Below are 21,923 nucleotides of genomic sequence, written 5' to 3'. Positions count from 1 at the left end.
CCGCTCGGGTGGGGCCTCGCGCCGTACGCGAAATCGGGAGGGGGTCAGACCGCGAACGTCGCCGGTCGCTCCGTGGCCGGGGCCGGCGGGCGGGCCTTCCACAGGCCGGTCTTCTGCCCGGCCAGCCGGGCCAGGTATGCGGGGTTGAGGATCACGTAACGCTTCCAGAGGCGCTTCGGCTCCAGACCGAGCCGCCAGAACCACTCCAGGCCGGCGCGCTGCATCCACGGCGGCGGCTGACGCAGCAGCCCGGCGTGGTAGTCGAAGGCCGCGCCGACAGCCATCAGCGGCATGTCGAGCAACGGCCGCATGGCGTACGCGAAGACCTCCTGGCGCGGGCAGCCGAGCCCGACCAGGACGAGCCGGGCGCCGCTGGACCGGATCCGGTCGGCGATCTCGGCGTCCTCGCCCGGCTGGACGGCGCGGAACTTCGACGGCTCCACCCCGGCGATCTTCAGCGCGGGGAACATCCGCTCCAACGCCGGGATCAGCTTGGCAAGCGTCTCCTCGGTCGAGCCGTACAGGTAGACCGGCAGCCCTTCGTCGGCGAAGCGGGAGAGCACGTGCAGGGTGAGCGTCGGCCCGTAGACACGGTCGGTGAGCCCGGCGTGGTGCAGCAGGTTGAGCGCCCAGCGCACCGGCTGCCCGTCCGGGGTGACCACGTCGAACGAGTTGAGCCGGGCGTTGTGCGCCGGGTCCAGCACGCCTGTCATCACGCCGTGCACGGCGAGTGCGGTGAGCGCGAGCGGACGCCGCTCGTGTGCGGCGGTCACCACCGCGTCGGTGGCAGCTGAGTAGTCGGTGGCGTCGACGAGGACACCGAGCACATTGCGCTTGGTCTGTGCGGTCATGACTGCGGTACCCACTTGTCCACGTTTGCCTCATAGATCTCCCGCAGGATCATCGGCACGTCGTACGTGATCTTCCAGTCCGGGTACTGCTCCTCGAACCGGCCCATGCTGCTCACGTACCACTGGTGGTCGCCGGTGCGGGCCTGCTCGACGTAGTTGATCCGCGCCTCGCGGCCGGTGATCTCCTCGGCGATCCGGAACGCCTCGATGTGGGAGGTGTTGGAGTGCCGGCCGCCACCCAGGTTGTAGACCTCGGCCGAGCGGGGCGCACGGAAGAACGCCTCGAACGCTGTCAACACGTCGTGGGAGTGGATCGCGTCGCGGACCATCTTGCCCTTGTAGCCGAACAGGTTGTACGTCCGGCCCTCCATGACACAGCGCATCAGGTACGCCAGGAACCCGTGCAGCTCGGCGGCCGAGTGGGCCGGGCCGGTCAGCGTGCCACCCCGGAAACAGGCGGTCTTCATGTCGAAGTAACGCCCGTACTCCTGCACCATCACGTCCGCGGCGACCTTCGAGGCGCCGAAGACCGAGTGCAGCGAGTGGTCGATCGACATGTCCTCGGTGATGCCCTGGTACCAGCGGTGGTCCTCGGGCAGCTCGTACCGGGTGTCCAGCTCGATCAGCGGCAGGCTGTTGGGCCGGTCGCCGTAGACCTTGTTCGTCGAACAGTGGATGAACGGCGCGTCGATCGCGTGCCGCCGCGTGTTCTCCAGCATGTTGAGCGTGCCGCCGGCGTTCACGTCGAAGTCCGTGTACGGCTCCTTGGCTGCCCAGTCATGACTCGGCTGCGCGGCGCTGTGGATCACCACGGCGATGTCCGGGCCGTACTTCTTGAAGACCTGCTCAAGACCGTCGCGGTCCCGGATGTCCACCGCGAAGTGGGTGTAGGAGTCGCCCAGGTCCCGGCTCAGCCGCTCCAGGCTCCACGAGGTGGAGCCGTCCTCGCCGAAGAAGTACCGGCGCATGTCGTTGTCGATGCCGACGACGTCCAGGCCGAGGCCGGCGAAGTGTCGGACCGCTTCGGAGCCGATCAGACCACCCGAGCCAGTCACCAACGCGACAGTCACACGCCACTCCTGGTCCATTCGGAGGCAGAAACCATCGGAGCATAGCGTGATGCCCGGCACGCCCCGATACGACGGAAGGGTCCCGCATTCGGCGGAACGACGGAAGGGCCCCGCATCAGCGGAGCCCTCGTCATTTTGGTGGGGATGGGGGGAGTTGAACCCCCACGCCCTTTCGGGCACACGGACCTGAACCGTGCGCGTCTGCCATTCCGCCACATCCCCGTGGCACAACCCGGACCACTCTAGCCGAACCGAGCCCGTTGCATCCAACAGGGTTCCGGTGAGACGTGGTGTTTCCGGTGCTCGCCACGACCGGTTACCGTTCGTGGCGGTCGAAAGAGTAGCACGGCAGTCCCGGCCTTCCGAACAGGCTGGGAGCAGGCGGGCCGAGCGGCGTGTGAGCTGCGCGCGCGCCGGCCGGATACCATCATGTCCTCGGGACCCGAGGAGGAGCCGGTGAGCGTGCTGCAACGCTTCGAGAAGCGTCTGGAAGGCCTGGTCGAAGGGGCTTTCGCCAAGGTCTTCAAAGGGGTGGTCCACCCCGTGGAGATCCTCAATGCCATGCAGCGGGAGGCTGAGGCGCACAAGGCGATCCTGGCCGGTGGGCGAACGCTGGTGCCCAACCGCTATGTGATCGATCTATCGCCGTTCGACCACGGCCGTCTCGCGCCGTACGCCGCCGCGCTGGCCCAGGAACTGGCCCAGTCGCAGGCGGAGTTCATCGGCGAGCAGGCCTGGACGGTCTACGGCGACGTGATCGTCGAGATCGAGCGGGGTGAGGGCCTGGACACGGGAATGTTCCGGGTCACCGCCGAGGTCTACACCGGCGGCGAGGTAGCCCCCGTGTCGGCACCCGGCTACGACGCCGGCCCGCCCGCCTACCCCGCGTACGACCAGGGTGGGGGCTACGGTCCGCCGCCCGGGCACGGTGGCGGGCGCAACGTGCGGCTGGTCTCCGGCGACGGTCGCACCTACCCCCTCCAAATGGGGTCGACGGTGATCGGTCGCGGTGACCAGGCCAACCTGCGCCTGCCCGACGTCGGCATCTCCCGGCGACACGCCCGGCTGGATTTCGACGGCGGCCAGGTCGTGCTTACCGATCTGGGTTCCACAAACGGCACCATGGTCAACGGCCAGCGGGTCTCGGCCGTCGCCCTGAACCCTGGTGACATGGTCCAGCTCGGCACCACGACGCTGACCTTCCGCGTGGACGGCTGAGCCGCCTTGCCGGCACTGGTCATCACCGTTGCCCGGTTCGGGTTCCTGATCCTGCTGTGGATCTTCGTGTTCACGGTGGTCGGCGTGATCCGCCGGGACCTCTTCGCGGGAGCCCGGTCCGGTCGCCTGGTGGCGGCACCACGCGCGGTCGGCGCATCGACGGGGCAGGCGGCCAAACCAGCCAAGGTGAAGCGGGGGCGGGCGGCCCACCAGTTGGTGGTGACCGCCGGCCAACTGGCCGGCACCCGGATCACCCTCGGCGAAGCGCAGATCACCATCGGTCGGGCCGAGGATTCCACGCTCGTCATCACCGACGACTACGCCTCCGCGCGGCACGCCCGGCTCATGCCGCGCGAGGGGCAGTGGTTCGTCGAGGACCTCGGCTCGACTAACGGGACGTACCTCGATCGCGCTAAGGTCACCGGACCAACCCCCGTCCCCCTCGGCGTGCCGATCCGGATCGGCCGCACTTCCCTCGAATTACGGCCATGACTCTGACCCTGCGCTATGCGGCCCACAGCGACCGCGGTCTGATCCGTGACGGCAATCAAGACTCCGTCTACGCCGGGCCGCGGCTACTCGCCGTTGCCGACGGCATGGGCGGCATGGCCGCCGGTGACGTCGCCAGCAACATCGTCATCGGTGCCATGGCGCCGCTCGACGAGGACGTCCCAGGGGACGCACTTGTCGACGCGCTGCGTTCGGCCGTGGGCACCGCCAACCAACAGCTCCGCGACACGGTGGACGCCAACCCGCAGTTGGAGGGGATGGGCACCACGCTGACGGCGACCCTCTTCTCCGGCAGCAAGCTGGGGATGGTCCACATCGGCGATTCGCGGGCCTATCTGCTGCGCAACGGTGAGTTCGCCCAGATCACCAAGGACGACACGTACGTCCAGATGCTCGTCGACGAGGGCCGCATCAGCGCCGAGGAGGCCAGTAGCCACCCGCAGCGCTCGCTGCTGACACGCGCCCTGGACGGCCGGGACATCGACCCGGAATATTCGGTGCGCCAGGTGCTGCCCGGCGACCGCTACCTGATCTGCAGCGACGGCCTCTCGGGCGTGGTGAGCGCCGAGACCATCGGCGATTCCCTCCGCGAATACACCGACCCGCAGCAGTGCGTCGAGCGGCTGGTCCAACTCGCGCTGCGCGGCGGCGGTCCGGACAACATCACGGTGATCATCGCCGACGCCACCGACCACGACATCGTCGAGGCGACCCCGATCGTCGGTGGCGCCGCCGCCCGGGACCGGGGCATGGCCACGTCGGCCGACAACTCGACACCGGCCGCCCGGGCCTCGGCGCTGTCCGCCCCGCGCCCGCCAGTGCCGGAGGAGCCGGCGGCCTCGGACGACGAGCCGGAGCGGCGCAAGCACCGGCCGGTGCGGGCCACCGCCATGGCGCTGGCCCTGCTGGTGATCCTCGGTGGTGGGCTCTTCGCCGGTTGGACGTACACGCAGCGCCAGTACTACGTGGGTGCCACCGAGGAGGGTCAGGTCGCGGTCTTCCGGGGCATCCAGGGGCAGATCGCCGGGATGGACCTCTCCACCGTGCACCGCACCAGCGGCACCCGGCTGGACGACCTCACCGTCGCCGCTCAGGACACCGTCAAGGTGGGCATCCGGGCCAAGAGTGAGCCGGACGCCGAGCGTCAGCTCGCCGAGCTGACGAGCGACACCCCGAGCAATCCCAACCTGAAGCCGATCTGTCCGCCCGACCCGACAGCGGTGGGCGGCACGCCGACGCCCACGTCGACAGCGGCCCTGCCCGGGACGACGCCGTCGCCGAACGGCAGCCCCAGCGCCGGCCCGCCGGCGACCCCCGACGGGGTCGTGAGTCCGACCATCGCGGCCACCGCCGCTGCCGGCGTAACCGATCTGACCTCCCCATCCGACGCCACGCCCTCCGACTCGACACCGCCGGTGCTTGATCCGGCCGGCTGCCGGTCTCCTGAGTGAGCGTCGGCTGAGATCCCAAGGACTCCACCTGTGACCGTAGCGGCCACACCGGCACCCTCGCCCGCCACCACGGGCGGGGATTCCGGCGTACGCCTGGCCCGGTCCCGCCGCAACGCCGAGCTGTCCCTGCTGCTGCTGGCCATGGTGATCGTGGCCGCGTACATGGCGACCGTCGAGGCGAACCTGCTGGACACGGTCACCCCGGACTTCTGGATGCCCGCTGCCGCGGTCGGCGCGGTCTTCCTCGGCCTGCACCTGGTGATCCGGTTCCTCGCCCCGTTCGCCGACCCGGCCCTGCTGCCGGCGGTGGCCCTGCTCAACGGTCTCGGGGTGGGCTTTCTGCGCCGGATCGACCTGGGCGAGGCCGCGGTGGCCGACCGGGAGGGCCTGGCCACCTTCGCCGGTATCGGCGGCCGGCAGTTGGCCTGGACGCTCGCCTCGGTGATCCTCGCCGCCGCCCTGCTTGCCATCATGCGCGACCACCGTTCGATCTCCCGGTACGCGTACACCCTGGGGCTTGCCGGCATCGTGCTGGTGATGCTCCCGGCGGTGCTGCCCAGCAGCATCTCCGAGATCAACGGCGCGAAGCTGTGGATCCGGGTCGGTGGCTTCTCCATCCAGCCGGGTGAGTTCGCCAAGCTGGCGCTGCTTGTCTTCTTCGCCTATTACCTGGTGCGCAAGCGCGAGGTGTTGTCGCTGGCCAGCCGGCGGTTCCTCGGCATCGACTTCCCGCGCGGGCGCGACCTCGGCCCGGTGGTTGTGGTCTGGCTGATCAGCGTCCTGGTGCTGGTCTTCGAGAAGGACCTGGGCACCTCGCTGCTCTACTTCGGCATGTTCGTGGTGACGCTCTACATCGCCACCGAACGGGTCAGTTGGCTGTTGATCGGTCTGATCCTCTTCTTCGGGGGCGCCTACCTCGCCTACCTCCTCGGCTCGACTGTCGGTGGCCCGTTCGCCAACTTCTACGTGCGCGCGGAGATCTGGCTGGACCCGTTCGCCGATCCGCACGTCAAGGGCTATCAGCTCGTCCAGGGCCTGCTCGCCCTCGGTACGGGTGGGCTCTTCGGCGCCGGGCCGGGCGGTGGTCAGCCGGACATCCTGCCCGAGGTCCAGAACGACTTCATCTTCGCCGGCATCGGTGAGGAGATCGGCCTCTTCGGCCTCTCCGCGCTGCTTGTGGTCTACCTGCTGATCGTCGAGCGTGGCCTGCGCGCCGCGCTCGCGGTGCGCGACTCGTTCGGCAAGCTGCTCGCCGGCGGTCTCGCCTTCACCCTGGGCCTCCAGGTCTTCGTGATCGTCGGCGGCATCAGCAAGCTCATCCCGCTCACCGGTCAGACCACCCCGTTCCTGTCCGCCGGTGGCTCGTCGTTGATGGCCAACTGGCTGCTCGTCGCTGTGCTGCTGCGGGTCTCCGACGGCGCACGCCGGCCGGTGACCGGCGGTGGCGGCAAGGCGGCCCGACCAGCGGGTGGCCCGCCCGAGCAGTTGCACGGTGCTCCCACGGAGGTGATCAGGCCGTGAACGCACCCCTGCGCCGGGTCGGTGTCGTCGTCATGGTCCTTTTCGGTCTGCTCTTCGCCAACCTCAACTGGATCCAGGCGTACAAGGCCGACGAATACCGCACCAGCGACTACAACGGTCGGGTCCAGGTTGCCGACTACAAGCGCAAGCGCGGCAACATCGAGGCCGGCGGCACCGCGCTGGCAACCAGCAAGGAGACCACCGGCAAGCTGAAGTTCCAGCGCACCTACCCGGGTGGCGCCAAGTACGCCCACGTGCTCGGCTACAAGCCGGTCAACCTGGCCGATCAGGGCATCGAGCGGGTGGAGAACGACTTCCTGGCCGGCACCAGCGACCAGTTGTTCGGCGACCGGTTCAAGGACCTGTTCACAGGTGACGAGACCGGTGGCGGCAACGTGCTGCTCACGCTCTCCAAGCGGGCGCAGGACGTGGCGTACGACCAGATGCGCAACAACCAGGTGGGGGCGAAGAGGGGCGCGGCGATCGCGATCGACCCGCGTACCGGTGCGGTGCAGGCGCTTGTGTCCATGCCCAGCTTCGACCCGAACCCGCTGGTCAGCCACAACACCAATGAGGCGGCGGCGGCGTTCAACAAGCTCGAACAGGATCCGGACCGCCCACTGAACAACCGTGCGCTCGGCGAGACGCTGCCACCGGGCTCGACCTTCAAGGTCGTGGTGGCCGCGGCGGCGCTGGAGAACGGCATCGGCAAGAGCACCCAGATCCCCGCCGGGTCGAGCTACACCCCGCCCACCTCGGGCAGCCCGATCCGCAACGCCGCCCCGTCGATCTGCCCCGAATCGCAGGTCAGCCTGATGGAGGCGGTCACCGAATCCTGCAACACCGGGTTCGCGCAGCTCGGCGTACGGCTCGGCGCCGACACCATCAAGGAGAAGGCGCGGCAGTTCGGCTTCGAGCAGGAGGACCTGACCGTCGGCCAGCTCGGCGAGGGCGGCCTCCCCACGGCGGCCAGCCGGACCGGGGACATGCAGAACCCGGACGGCAGCACCGACCCGGCCGCGCTGGCCCAGTCCTCGATCGGGCAGAACAACGTCCGGATGACCCCGCTGGAAGGCGCCATGATCGCTGGCGCGGTCGCCAACAACGGCAGCCAGATGCGGCCGTACCTGGTCCGGCAGTTGCTCGCTCCGGACCGGACCACGAGTTACTACACCGCCAAGCCGCGGGAGCTGCGCCAGCCGGTGAACGGCCAGGTCGCCGGCGACCTGCGCGAGATGATGGTCAGCGTGGTCCAGAACGGCACCGGGCGGAAGGCCGCGATCAGCGGCTACACGGTCGGCGGCAAGACCGGCACCGCGCAGTCCGCCCCGGACCGGCCCGACCACGGCTGGTTCATCGGTTTCGCACTGGACAAGAACGGCACACCCGTCTCGGCGGTGTGTGTGGTGCTGGAGCAGGCCGGCAGCGGCGGCAGCGCCGAGGCCGCCCGAATCGCGGGCCAGATCATGCGTGCCGCCATCCTCGATCCCGGGGGTCGCTGACATGCTCAGCGCCGGTGTCCAGCTCGGCAACCGTTACCGCCTCGACGAGCGGATCGCCAGCGGCGGCATGGGCGACGTGTGGCGCGGCACCGACCAGGTGCTCGGCCGGACGGTCGCGGTGAAGAGCCTGCTCCCCGCACTGCTCGACGACCCGGACTTCGCCGAACGGTTCCGTGGCGAGGCCCGGACGATGGCCACCATCAACCACCCCGGCGTGGTGGACGTCTACGACTTCGGCAACGACCAGCAGATCGCCTTCCTGGTCATGGAGTACGTCGAGGGTGACGCCCTGTCGTCCACGCTGAGCCGGGTCGGTCGGCTCACCCCGGCCCGCACGATGGCCCTCGTCGCGCAGGCCGCCGACGCCCTGCACGCCGCCCACGAGAAGGGCATCGTGCACCGCGACGTGAAGCCGGGCAACCTGCTGGTCCGGCCGAACGGCACGCTCGTGCTGACCGACTTCGGCATCGCCCGCTCCGATCTGGTCGGCCAGCTCACCGCCGCCGGTTCGGTGCTCGGCACCGCCTCGTACATCTCCCCGGAGCAGGCCACCGGCGGGGTGGCGACCCCGGCGTCCGACGTCTACGCGCTCGGCGTGGTCGCCTACCAGTGCCTCGCCGGCCGTCGTCCGTTCGAGGGCGACAACCCCCTCGACATCGCCATGCGGCACGTCCGGGAGACGCCCCGGCCCCTGCCCGCCGACATCCCGCCGCAGGTCCGGGCCGTGGTGGAACGGGCGTTGGCAAAGGACCCGGCCGCCCGGTGGCCAAGCGCCGCCGCCCTCGCCGGGGTCGCCCGCCAGCTCAAGGCCGCGCTGTCTCAGCAGGCCAGGGCCGGTGGCAACCCCGGGCCGGTCTCGGCCGCGCCGTCCTCACCTGCCGCACCCGGCCGGGCGCAGGTGCCGCAGGCGCAGCAGATGCGCCCGCCAGGCGCCCCGCACCGCCCGGCGCCGCCCGGGCAACGGCCGACTTCGGTCCCGCCGGCCCAGCAGCCCCGCCCCACCTCCGGCGCGCCGGTCCAGCCCCGCCCCATCTCGGGCGCACCGGCCCAGCAGCTTCGCCCCACAGCCGTCGCGCCGGCCGTGCCCTACGCCCGGCCGCCGGCCGCCCCGACCAGCTACCCGCGCGGTGCCGCGGCGGTGCCGCCGGCACAGACCCGACAGGAACACCCTCCGGCGTACGTCCACCCGGCCGGCCCGGCGCCGTCCGCGCCGGACGCCCACGGGTCGCGGCCCGGAATGGTGCTCCTCGCCATCCTGCTGGCCGTACTGGTCCTGGTTTGCTCCGGCGTGATTTCCTACAACCTGCGGAAGCAGTCGCAGGCGAGTGCGCCAGCTCCACAGACCGCGACGTCCGGCGCGCTGAGGCTCGACGGACGCGACGATGCGACCCGGACGTCGTACCGTCGTGAGGTACGGCTCCAGCCGGGCGACGGCGGGACGACGACGAGCGAAGGACGACAGACGCGATGACAGCGCAGGCCCGCCTGCTCGGTGGCAGGTACCAGGTCGGCGAGCTGCTCGGCTATGGCGGCATGGCCGAAGTGCACCGCGGTCGCGACCTCCGGCTTGGTCGGGATGTCGCGATCAAGATGCTCCGCACCGACCTCGCCCGGGACGCGACGTTCCAGATGCGGTTCCGTCGGGAGGCACAGAACGCCGCCTCGCTCAACCACCCGGCGATCGTGGCCGTCTACGACACCGGCGAGGAGACCGCGCCGACAGGTGAGACGCTGCCGTTCATCGTCATGGAGTTCGTCAACGGGCGGACGTTGAAGGAGGTGCTCGGCGCCGAAGGGCGGCTGCAGCCCCGCCGGGCGCTGGAGATCTGCGCCGACATGTGCGCGGCGCTGGAGTTCAGTCACCGGCACGGCATCATCCACCGGGACATCAAGCCGGGCAACGTCATGCTCACCCAGACCGGCCAGGTCAAGGTGATGGACTTCGGCATCGCGCGGGCGCTGGCAAGCGGCGCGACAACAATGACGCAGACCAGCGCGGTGATCGGCACGGCACAATATCTCTCCCCGGAACAGGCGCGCGGCGAGGCCGTCGACGCCCGCTCCGACGTGTACGCAGCCGGCTGCGTGCTCTTCGAGCTGGTCTGCGGGCACCCGCCGTTCGTCGGGGACAGCCCGGTAAGCGTCGCGTACCAGCATGTGCGGGAGACGCCGCCGACGCCGAGCGACATCAACCCGGACGTCAACCCGGCTGTCGACGCCATCGTGCTCAAGGCGCTGTCGAAGAACCCGCTCAACCGCTACCAGAGCGCCGGGGAGATGCGGGCCGACCTGCTCCGCGCGGCCGCCGGCCGGCCGGTGCTCGCCACTCCGGTGATGCGCGAGGCCGAGACGGTGGCGATGGCTCCGGCTGGCGGCGGGAGCGGCTACCCGGCTGCCGCTGGGGCGCAGACCCGGCAGATCCCGGCCCGGGTCGGCGACCCGCGCCAGCGGAAGGCGTCCTCCTGGCTGATCGCCCTGTTCAGCGCGGTCGGCGTGCTGGCGGTTATCGCCTTGGTGGCGGCCCTGCTCTGGAGCCAACAGCAGGACAGGGACCTGAAGTCGGTGCCCACGCTCACCGGTAAGACACAGGACGTCGCGTTCAGCGAGATCCGCAACGCCAACCTCCAGCCGGTGTTGGGTGAGCCAGTCTCGAACAGCACCTGCAAGGAAGGCACGGTGGTCGGCCAGAACCCGCAGCCGGACACTCGCCTGAAGGCGGCCAGCACTGTCACCATCCAGGTCTGCGCCGGCAAGCCCGAGGTGACGGTCCCTCCGGGCCTGGTCAACTCCCAGGCCGAGAACGTCGAGTCTCAGCTCAAGGCTCTCGGGTTGGTGGTCGAGCAGCGCCAGGTCGACAACCCCGCCCAGAAGGGCATAGTTGTCAGGGTCAACCCGCCGTCCGGGACCACAGTCGCCCAGAACAGCAAGGTGACGATCGACGTCTCGCGGGGCAACGTCAACAAGGTCCCCAACGTCGTCAACTCGACGAAGGACGAGGCCGCTCAGGAGCTCCGCGCGGCGGGCTACGTGGTCGAGTTCCGCAACGGTGACGAGGTGTCGGCCGACCGGGCGGGCCGCGTCCAGTCGCAGAACCCGCGTGCCGGCACCGAGTTGGCCCAGGGCAAGAAGGTGACCATCGAGATCAGCATCCCGGAGAAGGTGGACGAGACGCCCAGTCCGCCGACGACGACGCCGACGCCGACGGTCACGCCGACCACTCCGGGTGGCGGTGGCGGCTCGGGTCAGCCGTTCCCGCCGATCCGGCTCCCCGAGGAGTAGCCGTCGCACGTCGGAGCGCCAGGGTGGACAGCGGCCTCAGCGCCGGCCGATGGCGACGGCACCTGCTCCGCCTGGCCGTCGCCGGCCTGGCCGTCCTGCTGCTGGCAAGCGTCCCGTGGCTGTGGACGACGATCGGTGCCCGTGGGCACGTACACGACGAGGCGGATGCGCCCGCCGCCGACGTGGTGATCGTGCTCGGCACCGCAGTGGCGGCGGATCGACAACGGCCGGGAGAACGGCTCGCCGGCCGCCTGGAAACCGCAGCGCAGTTGGTGACAAGTGGGCGGGCCAAGGTCGTCCTCGTGTCGGGCGACGGCGGCGGCAACTCGGGCGACGAGACTGCGGTGATGACGTCGTACCTCGCCGACCTCGGTGTCGACAGGCGTCGCGTGGTGGCCGACCCGTTCGGCCTCGACACCTACGACAGCTGCGTGCGGGCGCGCGAGGTGTACGGCGTCGAGCGGGCCCTTATCGTGACCCAGTCCTACCACCTGTCCCGGGCCGTGACGCTGTGCCGACAACTCGGCATCGACGCCGACGGCGTGACCGCACGCTGCGACGGTTGCGGTCGCGCGCTGCTCGCCGAGAAGTCGATCCGGGACTACTTCGCCAGCGGCAAGGCGGCGTGGGACGTGGTCCGGGGCCGGGCACCAGCGGTCAGCTCGCCTGCGGACCCGGCGGTCCAGAACGCGCTGCGGCTCTGACTGTCGCCGCGAGTCGAGCCGCTTTCTGAGGGGCGGATCGACAGGAGCCCGCTCAGGCGACGGCGAACGCCGCCCGGCGGCGGGTGTCGACCTCGGCTGCCAGCGCCGGGGCGCGGTCCAGGGCCTCCGGGTGACCGCAGCCGGCCAGCCAGTTGGCGAGCATCAGGTGGCCGCCCTCGGTGAGCACCGACTCCGGGTGGAACTGCACGCCCTCGATCGGCAACGTCCGGTGCCGCATCGCCATCACCACGCCGGACTCGGTCCAGCCGGTGACCTCCAACTCGTCGGGGAGCGTCTCGGGCAACACCGCAAGTGAGTGGTACCGGGTGGCGGTGAACGGGTCGGGCAGACCAGCGAGTACGCCGACCGAATGGTGCCGCACCTCGGAGGTCTTGCCGTGCAGCAGCTCGGGCGCCCGGGTCACTGTCGCCCCGAACGCCTCACCGATCGCCTGGTGACCGAGGCAGACGCCGAAGATCGGCAGCTTGCCCGCGTACTCCCGGATGACGTCCAGGCAGATGCCCGCGCGGTCCGGGCTGCCCGGCCCGGGTGAGAGCAGGATGCCGGCCGCGCCGACCCTGCCCACCTCGGCGACGTCGATCTCGTCGTTGCGGCGAACCTCGCAGTCCACGCCGAGCTGGCCGAGGTACTGCACGAGGTTGAACACGAACGAGTCGTAGTTGTCGATCACCAGGACGCGCATGGTCACCTGCTCGGGGAGGACGGTGCGGGGTTGTTCTGGTCGGTGTCGTACGGCAACTCGTGCTCGTCGCCGGCCGGCGGGGTCTCCCCGGTCACCGCGTCACCGCCGCCCGTCTCCGCGGGGACGCCGGACTCGACCTGCACGTCGTCGAAGGGCAGCAGCGGCTCGGCCCAGGGGAAGGCCACGAACCAGAGCAGGGCCACCGTGGCGGCCACGAGCAACACCGAGCCGGTCAGCTTGCCGACCAGGCCGAAGGGCAGCTTGCGCCAGATGAACGCGTACATCGGATCAGCCTCCCAGCTCTGCCGGGCGGCCCGCCGTCTTGGGCTGGGTCCGGTCCAGCTCGGCGTGGATGATCAAGCGCTGGTAGTTGTCGAACTTCGGGTTGCAGGTGGTGAGGGTAAGCATCCGCTTGGTCGGTTTCTTGTCCGGCTCGCCGGGGACCGGCGCCACCACCTCGACCTGCGTCGGCTTGACGATCCGGGACTGCGACACCTTGTAGACGTACCACTCGGTCTTGCCCTCGACCACGATCGCGTCACCGTCGTCGAGCTCGTCCAGCCGCCAGAAGGTGGCCCGGTTGCGGTGACCGGCGACGGAGAAGTTGCCTACCTGACCGGGCAGCGCGCTTGCCGGGTAGTGGCCCGGGGCGTACCGGATGTCGGCCTGGGTGACACCCTCGACGACCACCCAGTTCTTGTCGAGCTTGGGGATGTAGAGGCCCGCGATCGGCTTGCCGCGCACCGGCGGTGACGGCTTGGCGCTCGGTGCGGCCGAGGGTGCCACCGTCGGGTCGTCGGTCGGGGCCCACACCTGGGCGAGTTGGTTGCTGAGGTCGTTCTGATGGGCGTCGACGATTGCCGACTTGCCCCAGATCTCGTAGCCGGCGAAGAGCAGCACCACGAGGCCGAAGGTGATCAGCACCTCGCCGGTGATCCGGACGCCGGTACGGATCCGGGAGGCGAGCGACGGGCGGGTGAGTTCCGAGTAGACGCTCTTGTAGCCCTCGCCGGTCTGGTGCGGCCGGAGCTGGACCACCCGTTCGCCGCGCCGGGGGCGGGGAGGTTCGGCGGCGCTGTCGTCCGTACCAGCCGGATCGTCGGTCGTCGGGGTACGGGGGACGGCGCCCATCAGGGCCGTGGAGTCCATCACCGGGGGTCGGGGTGCGGGCCCGGAGGGCACGGCGGGGATGAGTGCGGTGGCGCCCGGGTCTGCCGCGCGCTCCGGCCCGCGACCGGGCCCGGCCGGGGAGACCGGCGCGCCGCCCGGAGAACCGGTCGGGCGGGTGGAGCGCGGACCGACCTGCGGGAGGAACGCGGTCGGCGCGTCGCCCTCGGACGGGTTCGGAGCACCAGGCGGGTTCGGAGTCACGCCAGGTGGGTTCGGAGTCACGTCAGGTGGGTGCGAGGGGCCGGCGGATGCCGTCGGCCGGGCTGCCGGGGGGTAGGGGGTCGGCGGCACCGAGGGACCGGACACTGCCGGCCGGGTCGGAGCGCCGTCGGGCGCACCCGGCCAGGTCGGAGCACCACCGGGACGGCCCGGCGGGGTGCCTGGCCCGGGCGGGCCGCTGGGGGCCGGCGGGCGGGGGGCCGCGGCGCCGGGCGCTGGCGGGCGGACGGGGACGTCACCGGGGACGGCCGGGCGGACCGGCCCCTGATCGGGGGAGGCGGTCGGTCGGCCGCTCCCGGCGGGGGGACGGCCGGGGCCAGCGTGCGGGCCGGGGCCGGCGTGCGGGCCGGGGCCGGCGTGCGGGCCGGGGCCGGCGGCTGCGGCACCGGGCCAGGGCGGCGGCGCGGCGGGGCCGGGATGGCCCGAGGCACGCGACGGATCGGGCCGGCCAGCGCTCGGCGGGGGCGAGTGGTCGGCCCGGGGAGGGTGCTCAGCGCGGGGAGAGTGGTCGACCCGGGGCGGGTAGTCAGCGCGGGGAGGGTGCTCAGCGCGGCCGGGGTGCGGCTGGGAGGCGCGGTCATCCCAGGGCGCGCCTGTGGCGCGCGGCGGCTCGGGAGCGGCCGGCGGGCGGGCCGGGCTCGGCCGTGCCGGCAGCACCGGCTCGGGCCAGTTGCCGGCCGGGGTCGGCCGGCCGGGCGTCGGCTCCGGGCGGCCAGGAGTCGGCTCCGGGCGGTTGACCCTGGGTAGGAAGTCGGTCGGTTCGTCGGCCTGGTCCCGATGTCGCCCGTCCCGGCGCTCGTCCGGGCCACTCATCGGGGCACCGTCGCGGAACGCAGAGCCGTGGAGTCCTCGAAGGCCGGGACTTCCACGGTGGAGACGGACTCCTTGTAGCCGAGCTGGTAGTCGTCGACAGCGTCCTTGAACAACCGGACTCCCTCAGAGCCGGCGAGGGCCTGCTGGAGGGCAGCGGGATCGCCGATTGCTACGATCTTGAACGGTGGGGAGTACACCCGCCCGTGCAGCAGCAGGGTGTTACCGACGCAGCGTACCGCGCTGGTCGCGAGCACGCGGACGTTCATGATTGACATGGCCTCCGCCCCTCCGGCCCAGAGCGCGTTGACCACCGCCTGGACGTCGCCCTGGTGCACGACCAGGTCGTCGTTGCTGGCCCCGGCGCGGGTCTCGTTGTTTTGCGGAGCGTCGTTCAGTTCGACTGTCACACCGGTGCCGATGAGCTTGGTGAACCCGGCCGCCTGAAGGTTGAGCTGGGCGCGGGCCTGCTGAGCCTGGATCGGGCCGTCCGACTTGGCCAGGGTATTGGTGCGTCGCTCGACTTCTTCACGCAGCGCGGCAGCGCGGCGCTCACTGGCGGCGACCTGCTGCTGGCGTTCCTCTTTGAGTTGGTTGAGCTGGGGCCGCCGGTCCTCCCGCAGTGCGGTGCCGCCGGCGGTGGTCGCGGTGGTGGTGAAGAGCAGCCCCGCTGCGGCGGCGATCAGGGGCACGCCGATCGACCAACCGGGTCGACGTTGCCGTGGCCGCCGGGGCAGCAGCCCGGCGACGGCCCGTCGGAGGACCTTCTGCCAGGAGGCCGCGCCGGATGTGTACTCCACCGAGCGTTCCTTCCGCGTGTCGGGGGGCAGGCCCGCCCCGGTCGGGCCGGGGATGCGAACAGTCCCGCCTTTTTCGGTCACTCCGCGCACCGGCCTGACCCCATTCGTGGTCCAGGCGGCCGATCGGGACTACGCTAGCTGTCGAACATTATTGGCCATGACCGTCGCCTCCGCGTCCGGTTGTCAGGCCGGCCGAGGTCGTCACCCCCTCTGGAGAGCGTCGTGCCCAAGTCCCAGGTCCGCAAGAAGAAGGTGTACACCCCGCCGACGGACGTTCGTCCGACGACGGCGGCGTCGACGCGCAAGCCTAGCCCGGTGTGGCTTCCGGTCACCGCCGTCGCTCTGATCGTCGCGGGCATCGGCTGGCTGGTGGTCTACTACCTCTCCGAGCAGCAGTACCCGGTCGCCTCGTGGCAGTACTGGAACCTCGCGGTCGGCTTCGGCGCGATGGTCGGGTCGCTGGTGCTGCTCTCCCGCTGGCGCTGAGGCGGCTCGGCGCGCCGCCGCGCCGCAGAGGTTTCGGTCATTCCGACGCGCCCCTGTCCGGCACGCCCGGGCGGGGCACCCTATGGTGTCCGCAGGCGGCGTGGCCTACTGCGAGATGACTCACGTTACTGCTGGGTAACCTTGCGCGTAGGCTGCACTGCATGACCGAGCGGAGCGAGGTCATCGACCGGTCCGGTCGCAGGTGCGGCGGCGCGACGCCGACTGCGTCCTGACCCGGCCCCGGTCGCTGTACTGCTCGACAGCAAGCACACCGGGGAGGCCAACTCGATGGGCAGCGTCCAGATCGTCACCACGATCCTCGCGGCCGGCATCACCGCCGTGGCGGTGTGGCTGGCGGTGCGTGCGGTCCTGAAGATGACGGCCGTCATCCGGCTCGGGCAGCCCGCTCCGGAGCGGTTCGCCGACAAGGCCACCCGCACGAAGACCATGCTTGTGGAGACCGCCGGCCACACCCGGATGTTCAAGTGGGGTGTGGTGGGGGCGGCCCACTGGTTCGTGATGGTCGGCTTCATCGTGCTGTCGCTGCTCGTGCTCGAGGCGTACTTCGAGGTCGTCACCACCGACGGCGGCCTGCCGATCATCGGGAACTGGACGATCTTCGGCCTGGTCACCGAGATCATCGGCGTGCTGGGCCTGGTCGGCATCGTGGTGCTGATGGCGATCCGGCTGCGCAACCGACCGAGCCGGCCGGGCGGCCGGTCCCGGTTCACCGGTTCCAGCATGTGGCAGGGCTATTTCGTCGAGTGGATCGTGCTCCTGGTCCTGGTCTTCGGGTTCGTGATCCGGGGCTTCAAGGTCGCCACCGACCACTTCGAGTTCCCGTTCTGGGCGACTCCGGTCAGCCACGCGGTCGGTGCGGTGCTCCCCGACTGGCAGGACGGCGTGAGTGTCGCCGCCGTCATCAAGATCATGATTTCGATGACCTGGCTGATCGTCATCTCGCTGAACGTCACGATGGGTGTCGCCTGGCACCGCTTCCTGGCGTTCCCCAACATCTTCTTCAAGCGTGAGCCGGCCAAGCCGGCCGGCTCCGGCCTCGGCGCGCTGCGCCCGATGACGAGCCAGGGCAAGCCGCTCGACTTCGAGGAGGCCGACCCGGAGAAGGACCAGTTCGGCGTCGCCCAGGTCGAGCAGTTCAGCTGGAAGGGTCTGCTGGACTTCAGCACCTGCACCGAGTGCGGTCGCTGCCAGTCGCAGTGCCCGGCCTGGAACACCGGCAAGCCGCTGTCGCCCAAGCTGCTCGTGCTGAGCCTGCGCGACCACGCGTACGCCAAGGCGCCCTACCTGCTGGCCGGCGGCGGCAAGGACCTCACCGGCGAGGAGAAGGCCACCCAGGCGCAGCTCGCCCACCTGGACGTCCTGTCCCTGGCCGAGGGGGACAAGCCGTTGATCGGCACCGCCGAGGAGGGCGGCGTCATCGACCCGGACGTGCTCTGGTCGTGCACCACCTGCGGCGCCTGCGTCGAGCAGTGCCCGGTGGACATCGAGCACGTCGACCACATCGTCGACATGCGGCGCTACCAGGTGCTTATCGAGTCGAGCTTCCCGTCGGAGGCCGGCGTGATGCTGCGTAACCTGGAGAACAAGGGCAACCCGTGGGGTGCCCCGCAGAACACCCGCGAGGACTGGACCAAGGGCCTCGACTTCGAGGTGCCCCGGGTGGGCGAGGTCGACGACTTCGAGTACCTGTTCTGGGTCGGCTGCGCCGGCGCCTTCGAGGACCGGGCCAAGAAGACCACGCGGGCGGTGGCGACCCTGCTCAACGAGGCGGGCGTGAAGTTCGCGATCCTCGGTGAGGGCGAGACCTGCTCCGGTGACCCGGCGCGGCGGATCGGCAACGAGTTCGTCTTCCAGATGCTCGCGCAGCAGAACGTGGAGACGCTGAACGAGGCGTTCGAGGGCCGCGAGAAGGCCAAGCGCAAGATCGTGGCGACCTGCCCGCACTGCTTCAACACCCTGGGCAACGAGTACGGCCAGCTCGGCGGCGAGTTCGAGGTCGTCCACCACACGCAACTGCTGGCCCACCTGGTGTCCACGGGCAAGCTCACCCCGGTGCAGCCGGTCGACGGCGGTGTCACCTACCACGACCCCTGCTATCTGGGCCGGCACAACCGCGTCTTCGCGGCTCCCCGTGAGGTTCTCGGTGACGCCATCGAGGGCGAGATCACCGAGATGCCGCGAAACAGCGAGCGCTCCTTCTGCTGTGGCGCCGGCGGCGCCCGGATGTGGATGGAGGAGAAGATCGGCAAGCGGATCAACGTGGACCGGGTCGAGGAGGCCATGGCCACCGGGGCGAAGACCGTCGCCGTCGGTTGCCCGTTCTGCTCGACGATGCTCAGCGACGGCGTGAACGGCAAGGGCGCAGGCGAGCAGGTCGAGGTGATCGACGTGGCGACCGTCCTGCTGCGCTCGGTCAAGCCGGAGGCACCTGCCGGTGAGCCGGAGGTCGTGCCTGCCGCAGGCTGAGGCGTACCCCGGCGGAAGCTGGACCACGACGGCGGCGGCACCCGTGCGGTGCCGCCGCCGCCCGTTCAGCTGACAGTGGTGGTGACGATGGCCGCGGTGGTCGTGACCATCAGCGCGGCCTGCATCTCGTCGATGGCCTTCTTGGCCGCGGCCGAGGCCCAGTCGCCTGCCGCGATCTCGTCCATCCGGGCCTTAACCCGATCCTTGGGCAGGTCGCGGAAGAGCTTGCGGTCCAGGCCGACCGCACGGGTCAGGGTGAGCAGCGCGGCCGTCCGGGCGTCGACCGGGCCGTCGCCGGTCAGCGCTGCCGCCATCCGCTCCCGGGCCGCCGTCTCCACCGCCGGCTGGGCGCCGGTCGGCGAGGGATAGCGGGTACGCGGGAAGACCAGCAGCACCCGGTCGGACTCCCGGCGCAGCACCCCGGCGTCCACCAACCCGGCGAGCACCCGCTCCAGCAGGCCCTTGGACAGCTTGCCGATCCAGTTCTTCGGCTTGCGGGGCCGCTCGGTGCCCATCATGGTCAGCGCCTCGTCGAGCAGCGGCACCCCGGTCGGTGTGGGATCGGTCACCACGAGGTGCTTGTCCGTCACCTCCACCCGGCCGGCGAGCGCCAGTTCCAGCAGCACCGCGCCGGCGAGGCCGTAGTCGAGGTGTGGGCGTCCGAGCCGATTGGTGCCGTCGTCGTCGTACGCGAGCAGGACCAGTTCATCGGTGAGTAGCAGACCGTCCATGCCACGACGTTACCGGGGACCCACCACCGGCACTCCCGTGTCAGAATCACGCGCATCGACGGACTTATTGTTTTGGCGCTGCTGCCGCTGATCGGTTTCGTGCTGCTGACCGTCGGCAACGCGTTCTTCGTCGCGGCCGAGTTCGCCCTGGTCACGGTCGACCGGGCGGAGATCGACAGGCGGGCGGCCGCTGGCGACGAGGCCGCCCGAACGGTCCGCACCGCGCTGCGCGAGCTGTCCTTCCAGCTCTCCGGAGCGCAGCTCGGAATCACCATCACCGCGCTGCTGACCGGCTATCTGGCCGAGCCGGCCCTGGCCCGGATCTTCACCCCGCTGCTGCGTCCCGTGGCCGGTGACAGCACCGACCGGTTCACTCCGTTCCTGGCGCTGGCCCTGGCCACTGTCATCTCCATGCTCTTCGGCGAGCTGGTGCCCAAGAACGCGGCGCTGGCCCGACCGATGCCGGCGGCGCTTGCCACCGCCGGCCCGATGCGCGCCTTCTCCCGGACGTTCGGGTGGGTGATCCGTGGCCTGAACGGCTCGGCGAACCGGCTGGTCCGGGCGCTCGGGGTGGAGCCGCAGGAAGAGCTGGCGAGCGCCCGTTCGCCGGAGGAGCTGGGCCTGCTGGCCGCCATCTCGGCCCGCGCCGGTGCGCTGCCTCCGGACACCGCGATGCTGCTGCGCCGCACCATCCGCTTCGGTGACAAGCGGGCGGCCGAGGCGATGACCCCGCGTGTCGACGTTGTCGCGTTGCGCGCCACCGCCACAGTGGCCGAGCTGTTGGAGGCGTCCCGGCGGACCGGGCGGACCCGCTTCCCGGTGTACGAGGAGACGCTCGACCTGGTCACCGGCGTCGCGGGCGTGCCGGACGCGCTTGGCGTGCCGCTGGCCGCCCGAGCGTCGATAGTGGTGGGTTCGGTGGCCCGCGAGCCGGTTTTCGTGCCGGAGAGCCTGAACCTGGACGGCGTGCTGACAGCGTTGAAGACCGCCGGTGCCGACCTCGCCATCGTGGTCGACGAGTACGGCGGCACGGACGGTGTGGTGACGATCGAGGACCTCGTCGAGGAGTTGGTAGGTGAGATAGCCGACGAGTTCGATCCGGCAAGCGTGGACGACCCCGGGCCGGTGGAGCTGACCGTGCCGGGCGGGGAGCGCACGGTGCTCGTCGACGGGGTGCTGCGCTCCGACGAGCTGGCCGAGCAGACCGGCTTCCGACTGCCCGAGGGCCCGTACGAGACGTTGGCCGGGTTCCTGCTGGCCCGGCTCGGGCACATCCCGCTGGCCGGCGAGACGATCCACGAGAGCGGCTGGGAGTTCACGGTGGTGGAGGTGGAGCGGCACCGGATCGAGCAGGTCCGGGTGCTGCGCCCGGCGGAGCCGGAGACCGATGACTGAGCTGCTGGTCACCGTCCTGCTGCTGCTCGGCAACGGGTTCTTCGTGGGCAGCGAGTTCGCGCTTATCGCGTCTCGGCGGACGGTCATCGAGCCGCTGGCCGCCGGATCGAAGCGGGCCCGCCTGGCGTTGTCCGCGATGAACCAGATCCCGCTGATGATCGCCGGCGCGCAGCTCGGTATCACGGTCTGCTCCCTGGGCCTTGGCGCGATAGCGGAGCCGGCGCTGGCGCACCTGCTGGAGTCGCCGTTCCACGCGATGGGCCTGTCCGAGCGGGCGGTACACCCGGTGGCGTTCGTGCTGGCGCTGGGCGTGGTGATCTTCCTGCACACGGTGGTCGGTGAGATGGTGCCGAAGAACATCACGCTGGCCGGCCCGGAGGTCTCCGCGCTGTGGCTCGGCCCAGCCATGCTGGCGTTCTGTGTGGCCACCAAGCCGCTGCTGCTGGCCATGAAGTGGGCGGCCCGCCGGGTGTTGGCGCTCTGGCGGATCGAGGCGACCGAGGCGGTGAAGACGGTGTTCACCGCCGAGGAGTTGGCAGTGCTTGTGTCGCAGGCGCGCACCGAGGGGTTGCTCGACGCCGAGGAACACACACGCATCACAGGTGCCCTGGCCCTGCACTCCCGGACCGCTGCGGACGCGTTGCAGCCGTGGTCGACTGTGGTGACTGTTGCCGAGGACGTCTCGCCCGCGTCGCTTGAGGTGCTGGCGACCCGGACCGGCCGTTCCCGGTTCCCCGTGGTGCAGCGGTCGACCCGTCGTGTGCTGGGCTTCGTGCACGTCAAGGACGTGCTCGGGTATGCCGGGCAGGGTCGTCGGGCACCGGTGCCGGCCCACGTTCGCCGGCCGCTGGCGGTGGTGCCGCCGGAGCGTACGCTAGCTGATCTGCTGCTGGCCATGCGCCGCGAACGGCGGCACATGGTGCTGGTCAGTGACGGCCGGCGCCCGCTCGGCGTAGTCACGCTTGACGATGTATTGACCGCAATCGTTGGCTAATGGAACAACACCGTTGGTGTGC

Annotated in this window: 19 protein-coding genes and 1 tRNA gene; 12 read left to right on the top strand and 8 right to left on the bottom strand. The window is 70.7% G+C overall.

The features are described from left to right. Positions 1-44: 44 nt before the first annotated feature. From ACFY2Q_RS03090 to ACFY2Q_RS03080, 3 genes are all read right to left on the bottom strand, one after another. Positions 45-851, bottom strand: a complete 807-nt coding sequence (locus ACFY2Q_RS03090; protein WP_387127023.1) for a WecB/TagA/CpsF family glycosyltransferase — start codon at positions 849-851, stop codon at positions 45-47. After that, positions 848-1,921, bottom strand: coding sequence for an NAD-dependent epimerase/dehydratase family protein (locus ACFY2Q_RS03085; protein ID WP_387127021.1), 1,074 nt, complete (start codon positions 1,919-1,921; stop codon positions 848-850). The genes ACFY2Q_RS03090 and ACFY2Q_RS03085 overlap by 4 nt, the downstream gene beginning before the upstream one ends. Before the next feature lie 136 nt (positions 1,922-2,057). Continuing rightward, positions 2,058-2,143: transfer RNA gene (locus tag ACFY2Q_RS03080), tRNA-Leu, on the bottom strand. A gap of 207 nt (positions 2,144-2,350) precedes the next feature. Here ACFY2Q_RS03080 and ACFY2Q_RS03075 point away from each other — a divergent pair. From ACFY2Q_RS03075 to ACFY2Q_RS03040, 8 genes are read left to right on the top strand one after another with little or no spacing between them, the layout of a single operon-like run. Beyond that, positions 2,351-3,139 (top strand): FhaA domain-containing protein, encoded by a 789-nt coding sequence (locus tag ACFY2Q_RS03075; protein WP_387127019.1) that lies wholly within the window; start codon positions 2,351-2,353, stop codon positions 3,137-3,139. 6 nt (positions 3,140-3,145) lie between these two features. Continuing rightward, entirely contained in the window at positions 3,146-3,631 is a 486-nt protein-coding gene (locus ACFY2Q_RS03070; RefSeq protein WP_357003318.1) for an FHA domain-containing protein, read from the top strand. Further along, positions 3,628-5,100, top strand: a complete 1,473-nt coding sequence (locus ACFY2Q_RS03065) for a protein phosphatase 2C domain-containing protein (protein ID WP_387127017.1) — start codon at positions 3,628-3,630, stop codon at positions 5,098-5,100. Before ACFY2Q_RS03070 ends, ACFY2Q_RS03065 begins: the two co-directional genes overlap by 4 nt. A gap of 30 nt (positions 5,101-5,130) precedes the next feature. Next, positions 5,131-6,621: an FtsW/RodA/SpoVE family cell cycle protein gene (locus ACFY2Q_RS03060; protein WP_387127015.1), complete on the top strand. Its 1,491-nt coding sequence runs from the start codon at positions 5,131-5,133 to the stop codon at positions 6,619-6,621. After that, positions 6,618-8,123 (top strand): peptidoglycan D,D-transpeptidase FtsI family protein, encoded by a 1,506-nt coding sequence (locus ACFY2Q_RS03055; RefSeq protein WP_387127013.1) that lies wholly within the window; start codon positions 6,618-6,620, stop codon positions 8,121-8,123. Before ACFY2Q_RS03060 ends, ACFY2Q_RS03055 begins: the two co-directional genes overlap by 4 nt. Before the next feature lies 1 nt (position 8,124). Next, entirely contained in the window at positions 8,125-9,594 is a 1,470-nt protein-coding gene (locus ACFY2Q_RS03050) for a protein kinase (RefSeq protein WP_387127011.1), read from the top strand. After that, the gene (pknB, locus tag ACFY2Q_RS03045) at positions 9,591-11,402 is read left to right on the top strand and encodes a Stk1 family PASTA domain-containing Ser/Thr kinase (RefSeq protein ID WP_387127009.1); all 1,812 of its coding nucleotides are present in this window, start codon (positions 9,591-9,593) and stop codon (positions 11,400-11,402) included. Before ACFY2Q_RS03050 ends, pknB begins: the two co-directional genes overlap by 4 nt. A 23-nt stretch (positions 11,403-11,425) precedes the next feature. Beyond that, positions 11,426-12,106: a vancomycin high temperature exclusion protein gene (locus ACFY2Q_RS03040; protein ID WP_387127007.1), complete on the top strand. Its 681-nt coding sequence runs from the start codon at positions 11,426-11,428 to the stop codon at positions 12,104-12,106. A gap of 52 nt (positions 12,107-12,158) precedes the next feature. On the opposite strand, the gene ACFY2Q_RS03035 is transcribed toward ACFY2Q_RS03040, so the two are convergent. The 4 genes from ACFY2Q_RS03035 to ACFY2Q_RS03020 all read right to left on the bottom strand — a co-directional run bounded on the left by ACFY2Q_RS03035 (position 12,159) and on the right by ACFY2Q_RS03020 (position 15,808). Next, positions 12,159-12,809 carry an aminodeoxychorismate/anthranilate synthase component II gene (locus ACFY2Q_RS03035; RefSeq protein ID WP_387127005.1) on the bottom strand — a complete coding sequence of 217 codons (651 nt, stop codon included), beginning with the start codon at positions 12,807-12,809 and terminating at the stop codon, positions 12,159-12,161. 2 nt (positions 12,810-12,811) lie between these two features. Then, a complete protein-coding gene (locus ACFY2Q_RS03030) occupies positions 12,812-13,093 on the bottom strand; it encodes a hypothetical protein (RefSeq protein WP_387127003.1) in 282 nt (93 codons plus the stop codon). A gap of 4 nt (positions 13,094-13,097) precedes the next feature. Continuing rightward, the gene (locus ACFY2Q_RS03025; RefSeq protein ID WP_387127573.1) at positions 13,098-13,958 is read right to left on the bottom strand and encodes a class E sortase; all 861 of its coding nucleotides are present in this window, start codon (positions 13,956-13,958) and stop codon (positions 13,098-13,100) included. Between the two features lie 1,049 nt (positions 13,959-15,007). Further along, positions 15,008-15,808 carry a DUF881 domain-containing protein gene (locus ACFY2Q_RS03020; RefSeq protein ID WP_387127001.1) on the bottom strand — a complete coding sequence of 267 codons (801 nt, stop codon included), beginning with the start codon at positions 15,806-15,808 and terminating at the stop codon, positions 15,008-15,010. A gap of 222 nt (positions 15,809-16,030) precedes the next feature. On the opposite strand from ACFY2Q_RS03020, the gene ACFY2Q_RS03015 reads away from it, so the two are divergent. Both ACFY2Q_RS03015 and ACFY2Q_RS03010 read left to right on the top strand, forming a co-directional pair. Continuing rightward, on the top strand, positions 16,031-16,294 hold the full coding sequence (locus ACFY2Q_RS03015; protein WP_387126999.1) for a cell division protein CrgA: 264 nt from the start codon (positions 16,031-16,033) through the stop codon (positions 16,292-16,294). A 288-nt stretch (positions 16,295-16,582) separates the two neighbouring features. Further along, positions 16,583-18,781 (top strand): (Fe-S)-binding protein, encoded by a 2,199-nt coding sequence (locus ACFY2Q_RS03010; protein WP_387126997.1) that lies wholly within the window; start codon positions 16,583-16,585, stop codon positions 18,779-18,781. A gap of 65 nt (positions 18,782-18,846) precedes the next feature. On the opposite strand, the gene ACFY2Q_RS03005 is transcribed toward ACFY2Q_RS03010, so the two are convergent. Next, the gene (locus ACFY2Q_RS03005; RefSeq protein WP_387126995.1) at positions 18,847-19,512 is read right to left on the bottom strand and encodes a GPP34 family phosphoprotein; all 666 of its coding nucleotides are present in this window, start codon (positions 19,510-19,512) and stop codon (positions 18,847-18,849) included. Between the two features lie 81 nt (positions 19,513-19,593). Here ACFY2Q_RS03005 and ACFY2Q_RS03000 point away from each other — a divergent pair, with 81 nt between their 5' ends. Both ACFY2Q_RS03000 and ACFY2Q_RS02995 read left to right on the top strand, forming a co-directional pair. Beyond that, positions 19,594-20,907 (top strand): hemolysin family protein, encoded by a 1,314-nt coding sequence (locus tag ACFY2Q_RS03000; protein WP_387127571.1) that lies wholly within the window; start codon positions 19,594-19,596, stop codon positions 20,905-20,907. Further along, entirely contained in the window at positions 20,900-21,901 is a 1,002-nt protein-coding gene (locus ACFY2Q_RS02995; RefSeq protein WP_387126993.1) for a hemolysin family protein, read from the top strand. The genes ACFY2Q_RS03000 and ACFY2Q_RS02995 overlap by 8 nt, the downstream gene beginning before the upstream one ends. Positions 21,902-21,923 lie beyond the last annotated feature (22 nt).

Origin of the sequence: Micromonospora sp. NPDC000316, from assembly GCF_042898885.1 — a bacterium.
Classification (GTDB): domain Bacteria; phylum Actinomycetota; class Actinomycetes; order Mycobacteriales; family Micromonosporaceae; genus Micromonospora.
The sequence above is the reverse complement of the archived record's forward strand: the minus strand, read 5'-3'. Positions and strand labels throughout refer to the sequence as shown.